Here is a 22,159-nt window from a genome sequence, read left to right on the forward strand (position 1 = left end):
AGAGCCGGCGCCGCCCCCGCGCTCACGCCCGGTGGCATGGTGACCAGATCGCGGTCGGCGGCAACCGTCTTGGCGGCGTAGCCACCCTGCTGGACGTAGCCGAGCACCCGCCTGCCGTCCGGGGTCCGGCCGACGACCTCCATGCCGGGGATGTGCGGCAACGGGCCCTTCGGCGCGTACGGACCGTCGGTGTGCTCGCCCGCCATGCGCTTGATGTCGCCGAAGTTGACGCCCGCGGCCTCCACTTCGACCAGGGTCTCGCCCGGTCCCGCCACAGGGTCCGGCACCTCGGCCTCCGCCAGGACTTCCGGATCACCGAACCGCTCGAACTGCATGGCACGCATGAACGCCCCTCCCAGGCTTGATCATGTTTCCGCGGCTGAGCAGGACTCGCGCGGCTGAGTATGTTTCCTGCGGCCGGTCCTGCTTCCCGAGACTGATCAGACTTCCCAGCAACTGAGCATGCTCCCCGTGACTGATCAGACTTGCCCGTCACTGATCATGCTTCCTCGCGACCGAGCAGGATTCCCCGCGACCCAGCAGAATCCCCGCCAAGCTACGTCGGCACCCGGCGATCACAGGGGCATTTCGCGGCGCTGCACGGCGAACGCCACCAGGGGTGTTCGCTCACGGGTCAGGCGTCGCCCGGGCGACCTGCCATGGGCGGGCCCCCTGCATCGCCGCGCGATCTGCGTCGACGGCCGGACGGTGATCCATGAGGAACCGCCTGGGGCTGTCTGCGAGGGCCGCCCGGAACCGCCTGGGGCTGTCTGCGAGCAACCGCCTGGGGTCGTTTGCCGGACCTTCGCGGGCCTGCCGCTGTCGGGCAGGCCCGTAGGCCGGTGGCCGGCCGTCGATGTCGATGAATCGGCTTAGCCGGCCTGCGTGTTCAGTCGATCGTCAGGACCGCCTTTCCACGGATCTCGCGGTTGATGAGCGCGGTGGCGGTCTCGCCGGCCTGTGCCCAGTCCGCCACCCGGTCCACGCTCGACCGAAGGCGGCCCTCGGCGACGAGGCGCACGAGATGGGCCAGATCGGGCCCGGTGTTGCCGCCCGCCTGAATGCCGATCAGCTTCAGTCGCCCGACGACCAGTTGGTACGGCTGGATCGGGGTCGGCTCGGACGAGGTGGCGCCGATGGAGATGACCGTGCCGTCGGGAGAGACCCGGCCGAGCAGCTCACCGAGCAGGGAGCCGCCGACGTTGTCCAGCACCACATCCACCGTCCCGTCGAGATCGGCCGCACCGGTCAGGACGTGGTCCGCGCCGAGCGCGGCCAGGCCCGCACCGCGTGACGGGCTGCCGACGAACGCAAACACCTCGGCACCGGCCTGGTGCGCGAGTTGGACGGCGAAGCGTCCCACGCCGCCGGAAGCGCCGGTGATGGCGACGCGCTGTCCGGGCAGCACTGCGGCCGTACGGAGCGCGCGCAGTGCCGTCAGCCCGGCCACGGGGAGGGCGGCGGCCGTGGCGAAGTCCACCGAGTCGGGCAGCACGGCCAGTTCATCGACCGGGACGGCGCGCAGCTCGGCCCAGCCGGCGTTCCAGCCCCAGGTGATGACGCGGTCGCCGGGCTTGGGGCCGCGGCCGCTGGGGGCGGCCCGCTCGACCACACCGGCGGCGTCCCAGCCCGGGACGGTGCCCTCGGCGTCGTCGTCGGACTTGGGCAGCTCACCGTAGTTCAGCGATATCGCGCTGATCTTGACCAGTACCTCGTCGGGCCCGGGGACGGGATCGGAGACGTCACCCAGGGACAGACGGCCAGGTACGGAGTGATCGACAACGAGGGCGCGCATCGGAATTCTCCCTAAGAGGTTCGGCACTGACGCTGATGCTCCACGTAACCGGTGGGTCACTCCGGTTATTCCGTCGTCGGTGCGGCGAGTTCCCGGGTATCCGGGTGTCTTGGTGGCTGGGTGCGTGGGGGCCTGCTCCCTCGCCGCGCCTCGGCCCTCTGGCCCTGCCCCGGCCTTCCTCAGCCCCAGCGGCCCAGGAAGATCGGGTTGGTCATGGCCGCCATGGGGCCCGGCAGGCCCGCTGTGGTCGAGGGGTGGCGGACTTCGGCGCGTATACAGGCCGCGTAGTCAGGGGTGGTCTGCCAGCTGATGGTGCCGTTGCCCGAGGCGGGCAGCGGGGTGGAGTACAGGCGTCCCTGATCGGTGACGAAGGAGGCTGTGCAGCCCGGGGCGCCGGAGACCTTCAGCTGCGCGGTGACCTTCGCCGTACGGAAGACCTCCAGCCGCTCGGCGATCCCGGCGTGTTCGCCGCGCTCACCGGTGACGGAGAAGGCCAGATCGACCTTCGACGACTCGGCGATCCAGACCCGGCCCGCCCGGATGCCGTCTTGCAGGGCGCGGCGCGAGAGATCGTCGGCGAGCACCACGGTCTGCGGCAGGCCCACGACGTCCGGGTCGCGATGGGCGTCGCTGTGGCCGACGGCCGGCAGCCAGTCCGCGCGGCCGCGGGTGTGCGCGACCAGGGCGTTGTCCCACTCGGCGAGGGTGATCTCGTCATCGGGGGTGTACGGGCCGTTCCAGACCTCCACCGCATCGGCTTCGTTGAGCCCGAACTTCCAGTTGCAGCCGATGCAGGTGGCGTGCGGATGCGCCGGGATGACCAGGCCTCCGGCCCGCCGGATGGCGCGTGCGTACTTTCCGAAGGCGTTGTCGCGGGCCCGGTAGCGCCAGTCGATGAAGACCCCGGGGTCGGTGCCCATCGCCACCACGTGCCCATTGCGGGTGGTGACCTCTTCGCCGGTCAGGATCAGCAGGTCATCGCCCCACAGTCCGTCCCAGGCGCGGTGCGCAGAGGTGGTGTTGTGCTCGGAGGTGTTGATGAAGTCCAGCCCGGCGGCGCGGGCCAGCGCGGCGATCTCGGCGGGGGTGCGCTTGCCGTCGGAGTGGACGGAGTGCAGATGGCTGTCGCCGCGGTACCAGGCGCGGCCGCGGCCCCGGGCGCGCTCGGGTGGATGGACGGGTGCCGGGGTGTGCCCCTGGGGGCCGTACCGCAGGGTGATCGTGACCTCGTAGGACAGCCCTAGCGGCGCGACCGTGTACGGGCCGAGGGCAATGTGCCAGGTGCCGGGGTTGACGGGGCCCGGCAGATATCCGGGGGTGGCATCGTCGGCGCTCAGGAAGAACTCCGTACGCGCCCCGCCCGACCAGCCGCGGAAGCCGACGCCGCCGAGGTCCGTGCCCCGCTCGTCGAAGATGCCGATGTCGCAGGCGTTGCCGGGTGTGCCCTCGGGGACGACGGGCTTGTCGTAGCTGTAGGCAACGGCGATCTCGCGGACCCCGTGCGGCACTTCGACCGGCAGATACACGAAGTCCGGCGCGCCCGTGGGCAGAAGGCCGGTGACCCGCCGGGTCCGCTCGCCCGGTCCGCCTCCCGGCTGCCCGGCCGAGGGCGCTGCGTCGGCGAAGCTCACACGTCCGAGCGTAAGCGCGCCCGTCGCACCCGCAACCGCCGAAAGTCTCAGAACGCCGCGTCGTTCCATCCCCGCCCCCCGTGCCGCCTCGTATCCGTCCAGTTCCGCCGCGCGGCCGGCTCGTTGCGCCGCGTGAAAACTGTTGTACGCGCGTGTGACTGAGAGGGAAAGGCCTGTGGATAACCGTCGGGCGGTGAGGCAGCATGCGGTCACTCACACGCCCGACGCGGAGGTGTCCTCGCATGCGCATCGCGACCACGATCTTCCTGACCGACGAGACGATCCGGCCGGACCGGCTGGGCCGCGAGCTGGAGCAGCGCGGATTCGCCGGCCTCTACCTCCCCGAGCACACCCACATCCCCGCCAGCCGGGACACCCCCGCCCCCATGGGCGGTCCGCTGCCCCGCGAATACGGCCGCACCCTCGATCCGTTCATCGCACTCGGCCAGGCCGCCGCGGTCACCGAACGGCTCGCCCTGGGCACCGGCATCACCCTCGTCGCCCAGCACGACCCGGTCGACCTCGCCAAGCAGATCGCGACCCTCGACTTCCTCTCCGGAGGCCGCTTCACCCTCGGCATCGGATACGGCTGGAACGTCGAGGAGGCTGCCGACCACGGGGTGGACTGGTCGACCCGGCGTGCGCTGACCCGCGACCGGGTGGCGCTGATGCGCGCGCTGTGGGCAGAGGAACCGACCGCGTACGACGGCGAATTCGGGTCCGTCCGGGCCTCCCTCGCCCACCCCAAGCCGGTGCACGGCGCACCGCGTACCCTCCTGGGCGGCGCGGCCGGGCCCAAGCTCTTCGCGCAGATCGCCGAGTACGCGGACGGCTGGCTGCCGATCGGCGGCCGCGGGCTGACGGAGACCCTTCCGGTGCTGCGGCGGGCGTGGTCGGACGCCGGGCGTACGGGCGAACCGGTGGTGGTGCCCTACGCGGTCCACCCCTCGCCCGGGAAGCTGGCGCACTACGGCGAGCTGGGCCTTCAGGAGGTGGTAGTGCAACTGCCGGCGGCCGGGGAGGCCGAGGTCCTGCGGACGTTGGACGACTTCGCGCAGTACCTGTGACAGGTGACGTACGGGAGTCTGCCGTGCGGGATGGGTGACGGGCGGCGGAGCCGGGGGGCGCGTGCCGGGGCGGGGCTCCTGCGGCGAGGACACGGGCCGGGGCCTCGTTCCAGACCTAGGGCCATAGGTGTACGGCGCACCCGCCCGGGTCGGGACCCGGGACCGATCCGCGCCCGCCGCTCCGGACGTAGCGTCGAAGGTGAGGGCCGCGGATCTCGTTGCGGGGAACAGCGGTCCAAGGAGAACCGTCCCAGGCCAAGAAGATCAACGGTCCATGAAGGTCAAAGGTCAAAGGTCAACGGTCCGAGCTGATGTAGCAGATCAGGGGCCACGCTGATCACGCGACCAGAGAGATCAAAGGAGATCCCATGCCTCGCCTCGACCACACGATCGTGCACAGCACCGACCGTTTCGCCTCTGCCCGGTTCCTGGCCGATCTGCTCGGCGCGCCCGAGCCCAAGGCGTTCGGCCCCTTCGCCGCCCTCAAGCTGGACAACGGGGTGGCCCTCGACTACGCCGAGCATGTCGCAGGCGGCGAGTTCGTCCCCACGCACTATGCGTTCTTGGTGACCGAGGACGAGTTCGATGCGATTTTCAGTCGCATACAGGAGCGCGGGCTGTCCTACTGGGCCGACCCCATGCACACCAAGCCGCAGGAGATCAACACCCTGGACGGCGGCCGCGGTCTCTACCTCAACGACCCCGACGGCCACAACATGGAGTTCTTGACACGGACGTACTCCGACGAGCTGCTGGCCGGCATGTAGGCGTACTCCGACGAGTGCCGGCCGGTATGCAGGCGTGTGGCGCGACGCCACCGGGAAGTGCCCCCTGAGCGCCCGGACGGAACCCCCGTCCGCAGTGATCAGTGGCACATCAACCACTCGATCTCCGGCGGCGGCGCTGTCGGTGTGCGCTCGTATCCTCGGAGAATGACTTCCAGCGCACAGGGACCTGACCAGGCATCCGACCAAGGGACCGACCGCGAAACGGGCGCCGGAGCGGCCCCTCAGGGCAGGCCGACGGCCAACGCGATGCGCCGTGCGCTCAAGCGGGCCCGCGACGGTGTGGCGCTGGACGTCAGCGAGGCCGCGGTGCTGCTCCAGGCGCGCGGCGCGGACCTCACGGACCTGTGCGCCTCCGCGGCCCGGGTGCGGGATGCCGGTCTGGAGGCCGCCGGCCGCCCCGGAATCATCACGTACTCGCGCGGGGTCTTCATCCCCCTGACGCGCCTGTGCCGGGACAAGTGCCACTACTGCACCTTCGTCACCGTCCCCGGCAAACTGCGCCGTGACGGCCACGGGATGTTCATGTCGCCCGACGAGGTGCTGGACATCGCCCGCCGCGGTGCCGAACTGGGCTGCAAGGAAGCCCTCTTCACCCTGGGCGACAAGCCGGAGGACCGCTGGCCCGAGGCCCGTGAGTGGCTGGAGGCGCATGGCTATGACGACACGCTCTCGTACGTCCGCGCCATGGCGATCCGCGTCCTGGAGGAGACCGGTCTGCTGCCGCACCTCAACCCCGGGGTGCTGTCCTGGACGGACTTCCAGCGGCTCAAGCCCGTCGCCCCGTCTCTGGGGATGATGCTGGAGACGACAGCTGAGCGCCTGTGGAGCGAGCCCGGCGGCCCCCACTACGGATCGCCCGACAAGGAGCCCGCCGTCCGGCTGCGCGTCCTGGAGGACGCCGGCCGCTCCAACGTCCCCTTCACCACGGGGCTGCTGATCGGTATCGGCGAGACCTACGAGGAGCGCGCCGACTCCCTCTTCGCGCTGCGCCGTATCCAGCGTGCCTACCACGGCATCCAGGAACTGATCATGCAGAACTTCCGCGCCAAGCCGGACACGGCCATGCGCGGAATGCCGGACGCCGAGCTGGAGGAACTGGCCGCGACCATCGCGGTGGCCCGTCACATCATGGGTCCCTCGACGCGCATCCAGGCGCCGCCCAACCTCGTCGACGGCGAATATGCGCTGCTCATCGACGCCGGGATCGACGACTGGGGCGGCGTCTCCCCGCTGACCCTCGACCATGTCAACCCCGAGCGCCCCTGGCCGCAGATCGACGAGCTGACCGATCGCTGCGCCGCGGCCGGCTTCGAGCTGCGCGAACGGCTTCCCATCTACCCGGAGTTCCTCCAGCGCGGCGAGCCCTGGCTCGACCCCCGTCTGCTGCCCCATGTACGGGCGCTCGCCGATCCGGAGACGGGCCTGGCGGTCGAGGACGCCCCGGTGGTGGGCCGCCCCTGGCAGGAGCCCGACGAGGGCTTCACGATGAGCTCCTCGGGCCGTACGGACCTGCACCACACCATCGACACCGAAGGCCGCACGGCGGACCGCCGCGATGACTTCGACGAGGTCTACGGCGACTGGGAGGCGCTGCGCGAGGCCGCCGCCCCCGGGATGGTGCCGGAGCGCATCGATGCCGACGTACGGCAGGCTCTGTCGCAGGCCGCCGACGACCCCACCGAGCTCACCGACGCGGAGGCGCTGGCGCTGCTGCACGCCGACGGGCCCGCCCTGGACGCCCTCTGCACCATCGCCGACCAACTGCGCCGCGACACCGTGGGCGACGACGTCACCTACATCGTCACCAGGAACATCAACTTCACCAACGTCTGCTACACCGGCTGCCGCTTCTGCGCGTTCGCCCAGCGCCGCACCGACGCCGACGCCTACACGCTCTCCCTCTCCCAGGTCGCCGACCGTGCCCAGCAGGCCTGGGACGTCGGCGCGGTGGAGGTGTGCATGCAGGGCGGCATCCACCCCGACCTGCCCGGTACCGCGTACTTCGACATCGCGCGTGCCGTGAAGGAACGCGTCCCCGGCATGCATGTGCACGCCTTCTCGCCCATGGAGGTCGTCAACGGCGCGTCGCGTACGGGGCTCTCCATCCGTGAGTGGCTCACCGAGGCCAAGGCCGCCGGTCTGGACACCATCCCCGGCACCGCCGCCGAGATCCTCGACGACGAGGTCCGCTGGATCCTCACCAAGGGCAAGCTGCCCACCGCCACCTGGGTCGAGGTCATCAAAACCGCCCATGAGCTGGGTATCCGATCGTCCTCGACGATGATGTACGGCCATGTCGACCAGCCGCGGCACTGGCTCGGCCATCTGCGGCTGCTGGCACAGATCCAGCAGGAGACCGGCGGCTTCACGGAGTTCGTCACCCTTCCCTTCATCCACACCAACGCCCCCGTCTACCTCGCCGGTATCGCCCGCCCCGGGCCCACCACGCGCGACAACCGCGCGGTGACGGCGATGGCCCGGGTGCTGCTGCACCCGCACCTCACCAACATCCAGACCAGCTGGGTCAAGCTCGGAGCGGACGGCGCCGCCGAGATGCTCCGTTCCGGCGCCAATGACCTGGGCGGCACGCTGATGGAGGAGACCATCTCCCGTATGGCGGGATCGAGTTACGGCTCCTACCGGTCGATCCAGGACCTCGTCGCCATCGCCGACCAGGCCGGCCGCCCGGCCCGCCCCCGCACCACGACCTACACCCCGGTCACCGAGGACCGCCGGACCGTCGCCCTCGCATCGGACGGGCAGCTGCCGGAACTCCTGCCCCTGGTCGAGTAGCGCGGGCGGGCGGGCGGGCGGTCGGGCAGAGCAGGCGGGCCGCGGGCTCCGGAGTTATCCACAGCCCCCGGTCCGCCACTCCGCACACGGCTAATCTGCGGAGGCGGGGTGGTGATCCGGCAGGCCGATGATTCGGCAGGGCGGTGATCCGGCGGGGCGGCGACCCGGCAGGCGGCGAGGCCGGCCCCGAACCTGTCGTCGGCCGCCAGGTTCCTTACTCGCCGCCCTCGCCCTCGTACTCGGCCTCGTGCTGGAGGATGCACTGCTGCCACTGCGAAAGTGCCTCTTCGCGGTCGCCTCCGCTGTCCTGGGCGGCCACGATCAGTGCGTCGGCAGCCATGGCGGCGAGCCGCACCGCGATATGGCAGACATCGCTCTGGGGGAGCGGACGGAGGAGTTCCACCGCGCCGTCGCTGTCTCCGGACAGTGCGGAGGCGACGACAGCCATGGTGGTGCGATCCCACTCGTACTCGGACATGGGGAGAGCATGCCCAGCGCGCGCCGCCGCCATCATCGAACGAATGAGCCCCCCGACGGGGCGGGGCGGGAGGGAGTGGCAGGTGTGGTGCCGGACCCGCCCATCCCGCTGCCCCGCTCGCTTCAGCCCAGTTGGCGGATCGGGCTGCCCGCCAGGAAGGCGGTGATGTCTTCGACGGCCTGTTGGAAGTAGCCCTCGTAGTTGCGGTGGGTGACATAGCCGAGGTGGGGGAGGGCGAGCACGTTCGGGAGGGTGATCAGGAGCCGGAGACGGGGCAGCCGGGCGAGGAGCGAGGCGGGGAACGGGGTGCGCTCGCGCATCGCGACCACGATCTCGCAGTCGCCGGTCGCCGCGACCACCTCGTCCTCGGAGCGGAAGGGCTGCCGCAGCGTACGGACGTCGACGGCACCGGCCAAGGCGGACCAGTCGGTCATGGAGGGGGCGACGTCCTGGTAGTCGTCGAGTACGGCGCAGCGCGGAGTCATACGGATTCTCCCGAGAGGCTTGACGGATGGCATGGCGGTGCTCAGCCCGGACGGACGGTAGGGCCGACACGATTCGTGCCGACGTACCCGAGCCGACCCGTACGGCCCCGTACCCGTACGGCCCCGTACCCGAGCCGCCCCGTGCCCGAGCCGATTCGTGGCGCCCCGTATCGCCCGCTACCCGAGCCGACCCGTACCGCCCCGGGCCGGCGAAGCCGTATCGGTCGATCGAGCGGTATCGATCGAGCCGTTTCGGCCAAGGCCGTATCGGCCGAGCCCGGACTCATCGGGACCGTACCGGTCAAAAGCCGCCTTGCGAGTGACTATTCGCAATACTCACCTGGCCGGAAATTGATCAATCCTGGTCGATTACAGTGCTGCGCCAGGGGCCCCGCAAGGCCCCGGGACGTAGTGAGTTTGGGAGGGCGCAGTGAGCGCAGCGGGAGGCGGCGGCGCCATCTGGGGCCGTGCGGAGCAGCAGGACTTCCGCAGCCGGGTACGCGGCTGTCTGCTCGGCGGCGCCATCGGCGATGCGCTCGGCGCCGGTATCGAATTCGACTCGCTCGACGCGATCCGCGAGGCGCACGGCCAGGAGGGCGTGTCCGATTTCGTACCCGCCTTCGGGCGGCGCGGAGCGGTCACCGACGACACCCAGATGACTCTGTTCACCGTGGACGGGCTGATCCGGGCCCAGGTACGTCGCGACACCGGCGCCTGGCATCCGCCCACCGACGTCCACCGCGCCTATCTGCGCTGGGCCGCCACCCAGCACGACTGGGGCCCGGACGAGCGCAAGAAGGACGACGGCTGGCTCGCCCGCGAGGAGTGGATGTACTCCCGCCGGGCGCCCGGCAGGGCCTGCCTGAGCGGCCTCGGCGACGAGGTGATGGGCACGCTGGAGGCCCCCAAGAACCCGGACTCGAAGGGCTGCGGCGCGGTGATGCGTTCCGCGCCGTTCGGGCTGCTGGTCGGCTGGGAGCCGCAGCTGGTCTTCCAGCTCGCCGTCGAGTGCGCGGCGCAGACGCACGGCCACCCGACCGGCTATCTGGCGGCCGGCGCGTTCGCGGTGATCAGCCATTCGCTGGCCCGCGGTGAGGACCTCGACGGCGCCGTGCAGAAGGCGCTGGCGCACCTGGCCACCCGCCCCGGCCACGAGGAGACCACCGGCGCCCTCAAGCGCGCGCTCGGCGCCGTACGGCAGGGCATGCCGACGCCCGCCCGCGTGGAGTCGCTGGGCGAGGGCTGGACGGCCGAGGAGGCGCTGGCGATCGGTGTGTACTGCGCCCTGGTCGCCGAGGACATCCGGCACGGCCTGCTGCTCGCCGTCAATCACAGCGGGGACAGCGATTCCACCGGCGCCATCTGCGGCAACCTGCTGGGCACCCTGCACGGCGAGACGGCGCTGCCGCCGGTGTGGCTGGTCGAGCTGGAGGGCCGGGAGACGATCCTCCAGCTGGCCGACGACTTCTCCATGGAGATGACGCAGGGGCCCGCGCTGCACGGCCCGGCCGGTTCGTCACCGGGGTGGCTCGCCCGGTATCCGCGGGCCTGATCGACTGCCCGCTTGGAGCCGGTCCGATCCGAACCGGTCCGATCCGAACCGCCCCTAACCAGGCCGGGCCAGGCCGGACCGACCTACGCCCCGACCTACGCCCCGACCTACGCCTCGCCCCTCGCCCCGTCCCTGGCCCCGGCCCCCGTCCCGTCCCCCTGCCCGGGAATCGCCACCGAAGCCGCCGCCCCCGCCTGCCCCTCCGGCCCGTCGTCGTCCGAGTTGATGCGCGCCAGCACCGCATCCCGCTCCGGCGTGTCCTCCGGTCGTACGAAGCCGAGAAGGACGAAGAGGACGAGCGAGGTGGCGACCGGCGAGACGATCTGGATCTGCAACTGGACGCCGCTCAGGCCGTAGTTGGTCAGCCAGAAGGCGGACAGGCCCGCCGCCCAGGAGCCCAGCGCCGCCGTGGGGCCGGACTTGCGGAAGAACCGCAGCATGCCGAGCAGGAACGGGATGGAGATCGGGCCGACCAGTCCGGCCACCCACTTGATGACGATGGTGATGATGTCCTTGAACGTAGGGGAGTTGACCTGCGTCGCGATCGCCATCGAGAGCCCCAGGAAGGCGACCGTGGACAGCCGCGCGGCGAGGAGCCCGGCCCGGTGCGACCAGTCGCGCGCCTTCGCCGAGAGAGCCGGCGCGATGTCCCGGGTGAACACCGCGGAGATGGCGTTGGCGTCAGAGGAGCACATGGCCATGGTGTGCGAGAAGAAGCCGACGATGACCAGGCCCAGCAGACCGTGCGGCAGCAGACGTTCGGTCAGCAGCGCATACGCGTCGGAGGCGTCCGGCTTCTGCGTCTCGACCAGCAGCGGAGCGACCCACATCGGGAAGAAGAGAACCGCGGGCCAGACGAACCACAGCGCGGCCGACAGCCGCGCCGACCGCCTGGCCTCCCGGGCGTTGCGGGTGGCCATGAAGCGCTGGGCCTGGTTCCACATGCCGCCGCTGTACTCGAAGGTCTTGATGAAGAGGTAGGCGAGCAGGAAAGTCAGGGTGTACGGGCCGACGGTCGGCTGGGTGTGGCTGTCCGGCAGCCTCTCCCATACGGTCCACAGCGAGCTGAAGCCACCCAGCTCGCCCATGACGGTGACCAGCATCGCGACACCGGCCAGCAGCTGGATGACGAACTGCCCCAGCTCGGTCAGTGCGTCCGCCCACAGCCCGCCGACCGTGCAGTAGATGCCGGTGATCACGCCCGTGATCAGGATGCCCTGGTTGAGCGAGATGCCGGTGAAGACGGACAACAGGGTGGCGATCGCGGCCCACTTGGCCCCCACGTCCACGACCTTCAGCAGCAACCCGGACCAGGCCAGCGCCTGCTGCGTCGGCAGGTTGTAGCGGCTCTTGAGGTACTCCAGCGGCGAGGCGACGTCCAGCCGCGAACGCAGCCGGTTGAGCCGCCCCGCGAACAGCTGGGCCCCGATGGCGATGCCGATCGCGATGGGGAAGGACCAGGTGACGTAAGAGGTGATGCCGTATTGGTAGGCGATGCCGGCGTACCCGGTGAACATCACCGCGCTGTAGCCGGACATGTGGTGCGAGATGCCGGACAGCCACCACGGCATCTTGCCGCCCGCGGTGAAGAAGTCGCTGACATCGTCCACCCGCTTGTGCGACCACACACCGATCGCGATCATCACGCCGAAGTAGCCGATGAGCACGGCCCAGTCGAGACTGTTCATGCCCCCTCCAGGGGTCCGCCTTGTGAACGTGCATCACTTCGCCGTGGCGTCCTGTGGGGCGGTATCCCCTGCGGGAGTGGGGACTTGGAGGATTGAACCGCCCAACGAGCGGGCCGGTCAAGAGTATCGATGGTCATGGATGTGAACAGGGATCAGCAAAGCGAACGATTTTGCCTTCTCTTGACCTTCGGGGGCGTTGTCCCGGGCGCGACGCCGAACACACGATGAGCGCACACGTCGCCGGGCGCCGTTTGCCCGAACACACGCACTGACACCGGCACCAAAACAGCCGCACGGGGTGCGGGATCCCGTACGGCTGCCGAGCCCGATCCGGCCCGGTTCAGTCCATCCCATCCCATCCCCAACGCCACCCCCGCCCCGCCCGCCCTGCCGGAAGCGCAACGCGCGCGGCCCGCAGGCGCCGTCCGAGAGGAGGCCGCCCAGAGAAGACAGCCCAGAGAAGACAGCCCAGAGGGGCCGCTACCGCATCAGCTCTCCGGCGTTGACCAGCAGTGACTGGCCCGTGATGGCACGCGCCCGGTCCGAGGCCAGAAAGACCGCCGTCTCGGCCACGTCCGCGTCCGTCGCCAGCTCGGGCAGCGCCATCCGCTCCGTGAGGCGGCCCAGCACCTCGGCCTCCGGGACGCCTTCGTTGTGCGCCTGGAACCGCACGTACGCCTCCACCGGCGGCCCCCACATCCAGCCGGGCTGCACGGTGTTGACCCGTATCCGGTCCGGCCCCAGCTCGCGTGCCAGCGAGTACATCGCCGAGACCAGCGCGCCCTTGGACGCCGCATACGCCGCCTGCCGCACCTGCGAGGGCGCGGCGACCGACGACTGGGTGCCGATCATCACCACGGACCCGCCGCCGCGCGCCACGAGCGAGGGCAGACAGGCGCGGGTCATCCGCAGCGTGCCGAAGAGGTTGACGTCCACGACGCCGCGCCAGGAGTCGAAGTCGGCGTCCCGCAGGCCCCCGAAGAGCGAGTCCAGCGCGGCGACATGGATCACCGCGTCGATACCGCCGAACCGCTCCACGGCCAGCGCGGCCAGCGCCTCGCACTGCGCCTCGTCGCTGATATCGGTCGCCCGCCAGGCCGTACGCGCCCCCGAAGGGTCGATCTGCGCGCCCGACTTGGCGAGATTCGCCTCCGTACGGGCGCCCAGCACCACCGAGGCGCCGTCCCGTACACAGGCCGCCGCGACCTGATGGCCGAGCCCGGCCCCTACGCCCGAGACGATGACGGTCTTGTTCCGCAGCAGCATGTGTGCCTCCCGGCCGGGCCGCCCAGCTCACTTCTGATGAAGCGTCAGGTTAGGCCCGGGGGTTCGGGAAGACCAGGGTCATTCACCGCGATGGCGGGAGTCTCCCGGGCTCAGCCGTCCCGTCGCACGCCCTCCAGCGCCTTCCTCAGCCGCCCCAGCCCCTCGCGGATCTCCTCCGGGGAGTGCGTCACGAACGAGAGCCGGACGGCCGTGGCGTCCGGTGGCCCGGCGAAGAACGGCGCCCCGGGGACATAGGCGACGTCATGCCGCACCACCTCGGGCAGCAGCGCCGTCGCGTCGTACCCCTCGGGCAGCGTCGCCCACACGAACATGCCGCCCGCGGGACGGTTCCACCGCGAGCCCTCGGGCAGCGCCGTGGACAGCCCGTCGACCAGCGCGTCCCGCCGCTCGCGGTAGGCGTCGCGCACCCGCCGCAGATGCCCGTCCAGGTCCGCGACCGCCAAGTACTGTGCCGCGGCGGCCTGGTCGACGGTCGAGGTGTGCAGATCGGCGGCCTGCTTGGCGAGGACACAGGCGCGCCGCAACGCGGCCGGCGCACGCAGCGAGCCCAGCCGCATTCCGGGCGCCATCACCTTGGAGAATGAGCCGAGCAGCGCCGTACGGTCCTCCGCTCCGGGGAAGGACGCAACCCACGGCACCGGCTCGCCCTCGAAACGCAGCTCGCTGTACGGGTCGTCCTCGGCGATCCACAGCCCACGCCGGGCGGCGACCTCGGCGACCGCGGCCCGGCGCTCGGCGGACAGTGTGCGGCCGGTCGGATTCTGGAAGGTCGGCACGAGGTAGAGCAGCTTGGGCCGCTCGCGCGCGGTGATCTCGTCCAGCGCGGCCGGGTCCAGACCCTCGTCATCGGTCGGCACCGGCACCACCCGCGCACCGGTGAAGGAGAAGATCTGGAGCGCCGCGAGGTAGCAGGGGTCCTCGACCAGCACCACATCACCCGGCTCCAGCAGAGCCGTGGCCAGCAGCGTCAGTCCCTGCTGGGAGCCGGTGGTCACCACCAGGTCATCGGCGTCGGTGGGCAGCCCGCGCGCGGTCGTACGCGCCGCGACGGCCGCGCGCAGCGCCGGATCGCCCTCGCTGGTGGAGTACTGAAGGGCCCGCATCGGGTCCTCGGTCAGCACATGCCGGAAGGCGGCCGCTATCCCCGTCGCATCGAACAGCTCGGGCGCGGGCAGCCCACCGGCGAACGAGATGACCTCGGGACGGGCCGTGAGCGCCAGGATGTCGCGTACCGGCGAGCTGCGGGTCCGCGCCACACGCGCGGCAAGCTCCGGGACGGCAGTGGCTGCGTGGGCAAGGATCGCGTCCGACATGGCGGCTCCCATCGCTCGTGTCTGCGATTAACCGGCGTCAGCTACAGACAACAGGCAGCCTAAGCGGGCCGGCGAGCGGTGTGCAGGGGTGTTCGCATGGTGGGCCGTCCGACGGCCGCGCGCGTTCGGGCTCGGGCGGCCCCGTGCGTGCCCCGCTCAAGTCCGAGGGTTTGGGTGCCCGAGCCTCTCCTCTTCTGACGGCTAGTCAGCTAGACCTGTCTGCCATGACCGCAGAGAGCGAAGGAACGCCGGACGCCGCAGCCGCCGCCGACACCGGAATCGCCACCTACGCCGAGCTGGCCGCCGTCGGCCCCTACGGCGTGCACCCCGGCCACGCGCTGATCACCATGGTGGAACCGCATCCAGGGCATGAACACGCCTACAACCGCTGGTACGAGGACGACCACTACATCGCGGGCGCAATGGCGATGCCCTGGATATACGCAGGCCGCCGCTGGGTCGCCACCCGCGAGCTGCAACTGCTGCGCCGCCCCGAGAAGTCCGCCGTTGCCCAACCGGTCACGGCCGGCTGCTATCTCTCCACGTACTGGCTCACCGAAGGCCGCTACGACGAGCACATGAAGTGGACCGTCGGCATCAACAAGCGCCTCAATCGGGACGGCCGGGTCTACCAGGGCCGTACCCATGTCTTCACGGCCTTCCAGGACCATGTGGCGACGGTCTATCGGGACGGTGCGGCCGGTCCCCGCGACTTCCATGCGCTGGACCACCCGTACACCGGTCTGGTGCTGGAAGTGATCGACGCGAACGGTCCGGAGCGGCGGGCCGAACTGCTGGAGTGGCTGCGAGTCCGGCATCTGCCCCGCCGGTTGGCGGGTTCACCGGCGGCGATGGTCACCGTCTTCCGGCCGACGCCGTTGCCGGGGGACCGGATGTCGTATGTGAAGCAGGTCGAGGGCGTCGATACCCGGCTGACGCTGCTGTGGTTCCTTCAGCAGGATCCGCGGGAGGGGTGGGCGGCGCACTTCGCCGGCCTGCCCGAGGAGGTCGCGGAGTCGGGGCTGGGGCGGGTGGAGTTGATGGCGCCGTTTCTTCCGACCGTCCCCGGGACGGACCGGTATGTGTCCGAACTGCGCTGAGGGGCGGGGCGCACGGGGCGTCGGTTATGCGCGGGCGATCGGCCGTGCGCCGGAGCAGGACTTGGCGTGCCGCGGGGCAGGGGGCTCGGGCATGGCCGAGCCCCCTCGGCCGGGACGGCGATCCAGTCGAGAGGGCTCAATCTGCGCGCTGCGGACGGTGACGGGTCAGGTCACGCCACGTCGAACGCGCCACCGGCGACGTCCGACACAAAGTGGCTCCAGGAGGAGTTGTCGAACGTGAGGCGCGGACCGTCGGGGTCCTTGGAGTCCCGCACTGCGATGGCGACGACGGACGGCACGGCGATTTCCACGCAAGCGCCGTTACCACCGGAGTACGAAGACTTGGTCCAGGAGAATGCGGAATTGGGCTGCACGGCCATGTTCACTCCAACTCACTCTGAGCTACCGCGGATTCGGTAGTGATGACGCTACGCGCCAACATCACGAGCCGCAGAGGTCGTTCACCCGTCCGCATGGCATATTTTTTGATCTCTTTTCATCGGGGTGGGGGCAGGTGTACCGTGCCCCAGCCCCTTTGCCGGAATGCCGGATTCCGCACCCTTCTCATTGGTGCGGCGTCATCGTGCCCCATCGGCATGCGATTTCGCCGCGGCGGCGATGAACTCCCGGCTCTGCTCCGCACTCAACGCCTGCGCACGCAAATGCTCGTACATGATCGTGTACTTGTGCACATCATTGGTCTTCTCCAGGTAGAGGTCGCTGGTGACCCCCTCGATGTACACCACGCTGGAATCGGCGGCATCGTCGAATTCAAGGATGGAGAACGTTCCCGACATTCCGGCATGCGCACCGGTGTCATAAGGAAGAACCTGGACCGTCACATGCGGCAATTGACTCATCTCGACGAGGTGGTCCAGTTGCTCGCGCATGATCAGGTGGCTGCCGACCACCCGCCGCAGTGCACTCTCGTCCAGCACCACCCACAGTCGCAGTGGGCGTTCGGTGTCGTTGACCCGCTCCTGGCGACGCAGCCGTACCTGGATGCGTTTGTCCAAATGGTCGGGCGCCAGCTCGGGGACCGTGCCGGGAATGACGGCCTCGGCGTAGCCGGGGGTTTGGAGCAGGCCGGGCACCAGCAGGGACTCGTAGATCCGCAGCGAAGCCGCCTCGGTCTCCAGTCCGATGTAGACGCTGTACGGGATGTCGCCGAAGGCGTGCCACCAACCCTGCTGGCGGGAATCCTTGGCCATCTGCATCAGCGAATCCGCGATGCGTTGATCCTCGACCTCATAAACCCCGCACAGATCGCGGACATCGCGCTGGCTGATGCTGCGACGTCCGTTCTCCAGTCTGCTGATCTTCGACTGCGAGACGAGCAGCCGGTCCGCCACCTCTTCTGCCGTCATGCCTTTGGCCTCTCGGAGCCTGCGCAGCTCCTGGCCCAATCGGCGTCGCCTGACGGTGGGGTTGACGTTGGACGCCACGCTAAGTGCACCTCCGGCTCCGTACTGCTGTTTTCTGGTCAGCAGACTGCCACCAACGGTCCGCGCCGCGCTGGCAAATGGCCGGACGAGGTGGTCACGATGGAAATTTGGGACCGGAATTGCGAAAGCGCGACCACGCATGTGCGCGGGGTGGCGGGCCGGCCGTCGTCCAGAACGGCCGGCCCGCCACCCCGCGCTTCTTGCTGCGGCTCCCGAACGGGATCGTGGGGACGGTGGTGCGGGTGCTGTACCGGTGGTGCGGGAGACGCCTTGCGGCGCCTTACGGCGTCAGCGGGCGCCCACCCGGGCCATCCGGCCGTGGCCGTGCCGTGACTGGCCCGGCGCGCCGGCCGGCTCAGCCGTGGCCCGGGCCACCGGTTGCCCTACGGCTCCCGCGCCGGCCGCCTGCGGCCGCCGAGGCTGGACCACGGCGCCGTTCTGCACATCCATGACGGCGTGTGCGACCAGCCCGCCCATCGGGTCGTGTCGGATCAGATCCCGGAGACGGGAGCGCGATGAACGCCCTTCGTTCCCTGGATACAGATGCTTGCCAAGGCCGACCGCATGGGCCAGCGCGGCAAGCGCCGCGGTCCGCGGGTCCGGGGGTACGCCGGTGCGGATCGCGTTGTCCAGCCGGACCCTGATTTCCCGGCTGATGGCTGTCTCCGTCGCTTGGTAGCGCGTCGTCGGCAGCACCCCGCACATCTGTCCCGCCACGGCATGCACCATGCCGCACCGTTCGAGGTGCGTGAGGTAGGTCTGGCGCAGCCCCAGCCGGGGCCCGCCGATCCAGTGGACCGCGCGCACCGGACTGCCGCGTCGGCGCAGCAGTTCGAGCGCGGAGTCCAGAGTCGGATCTCCTGTCGGCCGTGCCATCACCACGGCGATACGATCCCCATCTGGGGCTATCCGTCCTGCCAGAGCCAGCTCTACTAGCTGGGCCCCGGCCAGGCCGAGGTCGAGCGACTGCGGCTGCGCTGTGGTACCCGTCGTCGGGTCCAAAGCGAGCAACAGAAGCTCCTCCGGAATTGTTCTACGGCTCCTGCCCATCCATGCCTCCCCGCGTGGATGAATGACAGGGTGACCCCTCTCACATTCATCTGTCGAGGGTGCGTGGGGGGTTCGATAGGGAACCGGTAGGTATGTCGTTCTCGTCTTGCACGTCGGCGACATCTTTCTGTGGGGTGCGGCGCCTTCCGGTACGCGTGGCGGCGAGGTGGTGCCACGCGGACACAGGACACTTGGAAACACTGGGCCAGGCAGGCAGTGCGACGTATGAAGGAGACATCGGTGGCGGGCGAGTCCCCCGACAAGTCGGACAAGAAGCAGTCGTCGGGGAAGACGGCGCGGAACACACGTGATCCGCGCCTGTCGGCCTTCCGCGGGGAGCCGGCCGAGCCGGCGAAGGAACCGGGGGCCGGTACGGACTCGAAGCCTGAGAAAGAGCCGGAGGCCGCCGCGGCGCCGAAGTCTGCGGCGAAGCCGGAATCCGGGGCGGAGCCGGGGTCTGGAGTGACGTCGGAGCCTGCGGCCGGGGCGGAGTCTGTGGACTCGTCCGAGGCTTCTGGGGAGTCCGGGGCATCCGAGGCTTCCGGGGCGTCTCAGGGCGGCGCTGAGGGCTCCGGTGGTGCCGAGGGCGGAGACGACCGCCTCCGGGCCGCTGTGGCCGCCTGGGTCGCCGGGAGCGACGAGGAGGACGCCGAGGCGGGCGACGGCGCAGGCGAGGGCGCGGCCGGTGACGGTGAGGCCTCCGTGGTGTCGGGCGCGCGCGATGCGGACGTGGAGGGGGCCGACGGCGTGGACGGGGATGCTGACGGTGCCGTCGCAAAGCCGGATGCAAAGTCGGAGGCGAAGCCGGACGTAAAGCCGGACGCCAAGTCGGAGGCGAAGGGTGGGGCGGGAGCTGACGCAGCTGAGGTGAAGGCCGCGGACGTCGCCTCCTCGGGCGCCGAGGCCGGTAAGAAGGCCGCGGAGAAGGCCGCCGCGAAGGGGAAGGCCGCCCCGCAGGCCAAGGCCAAGGCCAAGGGTGACGGCGAGGTCGACGGTGGTCGTGGTGGCGCCGAGTCCGCCGAGTCCGCGCCCGGGGCCGAGTCGAAGGGCGGGGCGAAGGGCGGGGCGAAGGCTCTGTCCGGGGGCAAGGCTGTGTCCGAGTCCTCGGCCGCGCCTGAGGGCGTCGATCAGGCGACCGCCGTCTTCAAGACCGTCGGGCCGCAGAAGGGCAAGTCCGACGAGCGGGTCGGCGCTGCCGCTGAGGGCAAGCCCGACGGCGAAGGCGGCGAGGGCGAGGCCGATGGGTCGGCGGTGGATGACGCGACCCGAGTGTTTGCTGTCGCGAAGCTGAAGGGGAAGGGTGCGGCGGCCGGTGCCGTCGACCAGGCGACCACCACACTCAAGATCAACCCGCCCGCCAAGGCGACGGACGCGGTCAGGGCCAAGGGCGCGGGCAAGGCCGAGGACGTCACCAAGGGCAAGGCCGCGAGCCAGAGCAAGCCCGAGAGCAACGGAAAGACGGAGAGCAAGCCCGAGGGCAAGGACAAGGCCGACTCCAAGGCCGACGCCAAGGACGCGGCGAAGGCCGATGCCAAGGCTGACGCGAAGGCTGACGCCAAGGCGGCGGTCGCTCCCGAGCGGGATTCCGAGCGGACCAGTCAGTTCGTGGCGCTGAAGTCGGCGGACGACGGTACGGCCGGGAGGTCGCTGGGCAAGACGGCGCCCAGGACGCCCGCCCGTACGGCCGACAAGGCCGTGGAGAAGCCCGCGGACAAGCCGGAGGGCAAGACGGCCGACGGGACGGCCGAGAAGGCAGCGGGCAAGCCGGAGGGCAAGGCCAGCGGCGCGCTGCCCGCCGCCGTGCCCGCGAAGCCCGCCGTGCCCGCGAAGCCCGCCGTGCCCGCGAAGCCCGCCGTGCCCGCGAAGCCCGTCGAGCCCGCCAAACCGGCGAAGTCCGCCGAGCCGGCGGCCGCGCCGGCCAAGCCCGACGGCCGCCCGGGTGCGATGCCGCCCGCCGCCGCGGGAGCCACGGCCGCCGACGCTCCCGCCGCGCTGCCCGAGTCGGAGCGGACCAAGCAGCAGCCGCTGCCGCCGCTCGACCTCCTGGCGAAGCTCACCAACACTCCGCCGCCGCCCGAGACCCCGCTGCGTACGGTCGCCCGCCGGTTCAAGATCTGGACCCCGCTGGCGGTGCTGCTGGCGATCATCTTCGTGGTCGCCCAGGCGGTGCGCCCGCTGCCCAACCCGACGCTCACCCTCGGCGACGCCGCATCCTCGTTCACCTTCGAGGGCGGCAAGCTCGCCATCCCGTGGCCCGCGCACGGGCAGGCGGCGGTCAAGGTGGTGGGCTCCGGTGACCTGGGGGCGTTCGGCAAGCAGAAGCCGGTGCCCACCGCGAGCGTGGCCAAGATCATGACGGCCTATGTCATCCTCCGGGACCACCCGCTCAAGAAGGGCGAGACGGGCCCGAAGATCGAGGTCGACGCCAAGGCGGTGGCCGAGGGCGGCTCCACGAGTGAGTCCCGGATCGAGGGGCTCAAGGCGGGGCAGAAGTTCAGCGAGCAGGACATGCTCAAGATGCTGATGATCCCGTCCGGCAACAACATCGCCCGGCTGCTGGCCCGTTGGGATACCAAGTCCGACACCGAGGCGGCGTTCGTCAAGAAGATGAACGCCGCCGCCAAGGACCTGGGCATGAAGAACTCCACCTACACCGACCCCAGCGGCCTGGACCCCAAGACCGTCAGCACCGCCGTCGACCAGCTCAAGCTGGCCGAGGCCGTCATGAAGTTCGACGCCTTCCGGCCGATCGTCGCCATGACCAACGCCGACATCCCGGGCCTGCCGGGGCGGATCAACAGCAACATCGACAACTTGCTGCTGGCCGGGCTGAGCATCAAGGGCATCAAGACAGGTTCCAGCACGGCGGCCGGCGGCACGCTGTCCTGGGCGGCCTACAAGACCGTGGACGGCAAGGACCAGCTGGTACTGGGCACGATGATGGACCAGCACTTCAAGGGCCTGGACCCCAACGGCTCCAACAGCCTCACCCTGGTCAAGAACAACAGCCAGAAGGTCATCGAGGCCGTGCGCAACGCGCTGACCTCGACCACGGCGGTGAAGAAGGGCCAGGTCGTCGGCTATGTCGACGACGGCCTGAACGGGCGCACGCCGGTCGTCGCCACCAAGGACCTGAAGGCAGTCGGAGTCCCGGGCCAGAAGCTGGAGTTGAGCGTCGGTGACGGGGGCAAGACCGTCCCGCACACCGCGAAGGCCGGTACCGAGGTCGGTGTGCTGACCGTCGGCAACGGCGAGAGGAGCCAGAAGGTCCCGGTCGCTCTGCAGAAGGACCTCGGCGAGCCGTCCTTCGGCGCGAAGCTGGTCCGCATCACCTGAGCGGGCCGGGGGCCGCGGGCGTCCGGCCCGCGGCCCCCGGATCGCCGCCCGCGGCCCCTGGTTCACCGGCACCGCCCGGTTCCGGGGGCCTGATCCCCTCATGTCCCGCGGCCCGCGTGCGTCCTTCCCCGGTGGCCCGCCCGTGGCCGCCGCCCTGCTCGCCCGTCTGGTCGTCCACCGGCCGCCCGCTTTATCGTGAGCCTGCCTTTCTGACTGTCTGTCCGTCCGTCCCGTGCGTGACCGGAGCCCGTCATCCACGTAGCGCAAGCGCAGAAGACGTACGTGTCCCCCGTCGCCGCCCGCGGTACCCGGGCGGCGCAGGCCGTGGTGGTGCTTTTGCCCTCCGGGCTG

At 70.4% G+C, this 22,159-nt stretch carries 15 protein-coding genes and 2 pseudogenes; 6 read left to right on the forward strand and 11 right to left on the reverse strand.

The window, feature by feature from the left end; genetic code table 11:
- Positions 1–185: 185 nt before the first annotated feature.
- The 3 genes and pseudogenes from IF67_RS46270 to IF67_RS0116505 all read right to left on the reverse strand — a co-directional run.
- Positions 186–344 (reverse strand): annotated as a pseudogene (locus IF67_RS46270) (NADPH:quinone oxidoreductase family protein); the annotation flags it as partial.
- A gap of 545 nt (positions 345–889) precedes the next feature.
- Positions 890–1,795 carry a zinc-binding dehydrogenase gene (locus tag IF67_RS0116500; protein ID WP_030986322.1) on the reverse strand — a complete coding sequence of 302 codons (906 nt, stop codon included), beginning with the start codon at positions 1,793–1,795 and terminating at the stop codon, positions 890–892.
- Positions 1,796–1,974: 179 nt separating this feature from the next.
- Positions 1,975–3,495 carry a CehA/McbA family metallohydrolase gene (locus IF67_RS0116505; RefSeq protein ID WP_030986324.1) on the reverse strand — a complete coding sequence of 507 codons (1,521 nt, stop codon included), beginning with the start codon at positions 3,493–3,495 and terminating at the stop codon, positions 1,975–1,977.
- 173 nt (positions 3,496–3,668) lie between these two features.
- On the opposite strand from IF67_RS0116505, the gene IF67_RS0116510 reads away from it, so the two are divergent.
- The 3 genes from IF67_RS0116510 (at position 3,669) to IF67_RS0116520 (ending at position 8,074) form a co-directional block, all read left to right on the forward strand.
- Positions 3,669–4,493: a TIGR03619 family F420-dependent LLM class oxidoreductase gene (locus IF67_RS0116510; protein ID WP_030986326.1), complete on the forward strand. Its 825-nt coding sequence runs from the start codon at positions 3,669–3,671 to the stop codon at positions 4,491–4,493.
- 368 nt (positions 4,494–4,861) lie between these two features.
- Positions 4,862–5,260 carry a VOC family protein gene (locus tag IF67_RS0116515; RefSeq protein ID WP_030986327.1) on the forward strand — a complete coding sequence of 133 codons (399 nt, stop codon included), beginning with the start codon at positions 4,862–4,864 and terminating at the stop codon, positions 5,258–5,260.
- 267 nt (positions 5,261–5,527) lie between these two features.
- Positions 5,528–8,074 carry a bifunctional FO biosynthesis protein CofGH gene (locus IF67_RS0116520; protein ID WP_030986329.1) on the forward strand — a complete coding sequence of 849 codons (2,547 nt, stop codon included), beginning with the start codon at positions 5,528–5,530 and terminating at the stop codon, positions 8,072–8,074.
- 214 nt (positions 8,075–8,288) lie between these two features.
- Here the strand turns inward: IF67_RS0116520 and IF67_RS0116525 are convergent, their stop codons facing one another.
- Positions 8,289–8,552: a hypothetical protein gene (locus IF67_RS0116525; RefSeq protein WP_037839439.1), complete on the reverse strand. Its 264-nt coding sequence runs from the start codon at positions 8,550–8,552 to the stop codon at positions 8,289–8,291.
- A gap of 251 nt (positions 8,553–8,803) precedes the next feature.
- Positions 8,804–9,037 (reverse strand): annotated as a pseudogene (locus IF67_RS44960) (D-2-hydroxyacid dehydrogenase family protein); the annotation flags it as partial.
- A gap of 430 nt (positions 9,038–9,467) precedes the next feature.
- On the opposite strand from IF67_RS44960, the gene IF67_RS0116540 reads away from it, so the two are divergent.
- The gene (locus IF67_RS0116540; protein WP_030986335.1) at positions 9,468–10,589 is read left to right on the forward strand and encodes an ADP-ribosylglycohydrolase family protein; all 1,122 of its coding nucleotides are present in this window, start codon (positions 9,468–9,470) and stop codon (positions 10,587–10,589) included.
- 107 nt (positions 10,590–10,696) lie between these two features.
- Here the strand turns inward: IF67_RS0116540 and IF67_RS0116545 are convergent, their stop codons facing one another.
- The 3 genes from IF67_RS0116545 to IF67_RS0116555 form a co-directional block, all read right to left on the reverse strand.
- Positions 10,697–12,277 (reverse strand): sodium:solute symporter family protein, encoded by a 1,581-nt coding sequence (locus IF67_RS0116545; RefSeq protein WP_030986337.1) that lies wholly within the window; start codon positions 12,275–12,277, stop codon positions 10,697–10,699.
- A 480-nt stretch (positions 12,278–12,757) separates the two neighbouring features.
- Positions 12,758–13,543, reverse strand: a complete 786-nt coding sequence (locus IF67_RS0116550) for an SDR family oxidoreductase (RefSeq protein ID WP_030986339.1) — start codon at positions 13,541–13,543, stop codon at positions 12,758–12,760.
- A gap of 110 nt (positions 13,544–13,653) precedes the next feature.
- Positions 13,654–14,877, reverse strand: coding sequence for a PLP-dependent aminotransferase family protein (locus IF67_RS0116555; RefSeq protein WP_030986341.1), 1,224 nt, complete (start codon positions 14,875–14,877; stop codon positions 13,654–13,656).
- A gap of 224 nt (positions 14,878–15,101) precedes the next feature.
- On the opposite strand from IF67_RS0116555, the gene IF67_RS0116560 reads away from it, so the two are divergent.
- Complete coding sequence (locus IF67_RS0116560) at positions 15,102–15,977, forward strand: hypothetical protein (RefSeq protein ID WP_051818116.1); 876 nt, start codon at positions 15,102–15,104, stop codon at positions 15,975–15,977.
- A gap of 170 nt (positions 15,978–16,147) precedes the next feature.
- On the opposite strand, the gene IF67_RS0116565 is transcribed toward IF67_RS0116560, so the two are convergent.
- From IF67_RS0116565 to IF67_RS0116575, 3 genes are all read right to left on the reverse strand, one after another.
- The gene (locus IF67_RS0116565) at positions 16,148–16,357 is read right to left on the reverse strand and encodes a DUF397 domain-containing protein (RefSeq protein WP_030986344.1); all 210 of its coding nucleotides are present in this window, start codon (positions 16,355–16,357) and stop codon (positions 16,148–16,150) included.
- A 198-nt stretch (positions 16,358–16,555) separates the two neighbouring features.
- The gene (locus IF67_RS0116570) at positions 16,556–17,422 is read right to left on the reverse strand and encodes a helix-turn-helix domain-containing protein (RefSeq protein ID WP_030986346.1); all 867 of its coding nucleotides are present in this window, start codon (positions 17,420–17,422) and stop codon (positions 16,556–16,558) included.
- 288 nt (positions 17,423–17,710) lie between these two features.
- A complete protein-coding gene (locus IF67_RS0116575; protein WP_030986347.1) occupies positions 17,711–18,472 on the reverse strand; it encodes a GOLPH3/VPS74 family protein in 762 nt (253 codons plus the stop codon).
- Positions 18,473–19,084: 612 nt separating this feature from the next.
- Here IF67_RS0116575 and IF67_RS0116580 point away from each other — a divergent pair.
- Entirely contained in the window at positions 19,085–21,808 is a 2,724-nt protein-coding gene (locus tag IF67_RS0116580; RefSeq protein WP_234341123.1) for a D-alanyl-D-alanine carboxypeptidase family protein, read from the forward strand.
- Positions 21,809–22,159: the final 351 nt, after the last annotated feature.

This window comes from Streptomyces sp. NRRL S-1813 (assembly GCF_000719605.1).
Classification (GTDB): Bacteria; Actinomycetota; Actinomycetes; order Streptomycetales; family Streptomycetaceae; genus Streptomyces; species Streptomyces decoyicus.

What these genes read in the sequence shown, in the direction of transcription:
- IF67_RS0116510 (WP_030986326.1), top strand. Translation starts at nt 3,669, where the DNA reads ATGCGCATCGCGACCACGATCTTCCTGACCGACGAGACGATCCGGCCG.
- IF67_RS0116550 (WP_030986339.1), bottom strand. Translation starts at nt 13,543, where the DNA reads ATGCTGCTGCGGAACAAGACCGTCATCGTCTCGGGCGTAGGGGCCGGG.
- IF67_RS0116500 (WP_030986322.1), bottom strand. Translation starts at nt 1,795, where the DNA reads ATGCGCGCCCTCGTTGTCGATCACTCCGTACCTGGCCGTCTGTCCCTG.
- IF67_RS0116525 (WP_037839439.1), bottom strand. Translation starts at nt 8,552, where the DNA reads ATGTCCGAGTACGAGTGGGATCGCACCACCATGGCTGTCGTCGCCTCC.
- IF67_RS0116545 (WP_030986337.1), bottom strand. Translation starts at nt 12,277, where the DNA reads ATGAACAGTCTCGACTGGGCCGTGCTCATCGGCTACTTCGGCGTGATG.
- IF67_RS0116520 (WP_030986329.1), top strand. Translation starts at nt 5,528, where the DNA reads ATGCGCCGTGCGCTCAAGCGGGCCCGCGACGGTGTGGCGCTGGACGTC.
- IF67_RS0116515 (WP_030986327.1), top strand. Translation starts at nt 4,862, where the DNA reads ATGCCTCGCCTCGACCACACGATCGTGCACAGCACCGACCGTTTCGCC.
- IF67_RS0116555 (WP_030986341.1), bottom strand. Translation starts at nt 14,877, where the DNA reads ATGTCGGACGCGATCCTTGCCCACGCAGCCACTGCCGTCCCGGAGCTT.
- IF67_RS0116560 (WP_051818116.1), top strand. Translation starts at nt 15,102, where the DNA reads ATGACCGCAGAGAGCGAAGGAACGCCGGACGCCGCAGCCGCCGCCGAC.
- IF67_RS0116505 (WP_030986324.1), bottom strand. Translation starts at nt 3,495, where the DNA reads ATGGAACGACGCGGCGTTCTGAGACTTTCGGCGGTTGCGGGTGCGACG.
- IF67_RS0116575 (WP_030986347.1), bottom strand. Translation starts at nt 18,472, where the DNA reads ATGGGCAGGAGCCGTAGAACAATTCCGGAGGAGCTTCTGTTGCTCGCT.
- IF67_RS0116565 (WP_030986344.1), bottom strand. Translation starts at nt 16,357, where the DNA reads ATGGCCGTGCAGCCCAATTCCGCATTCTCCTGGACCAAGTCTTCGTAC.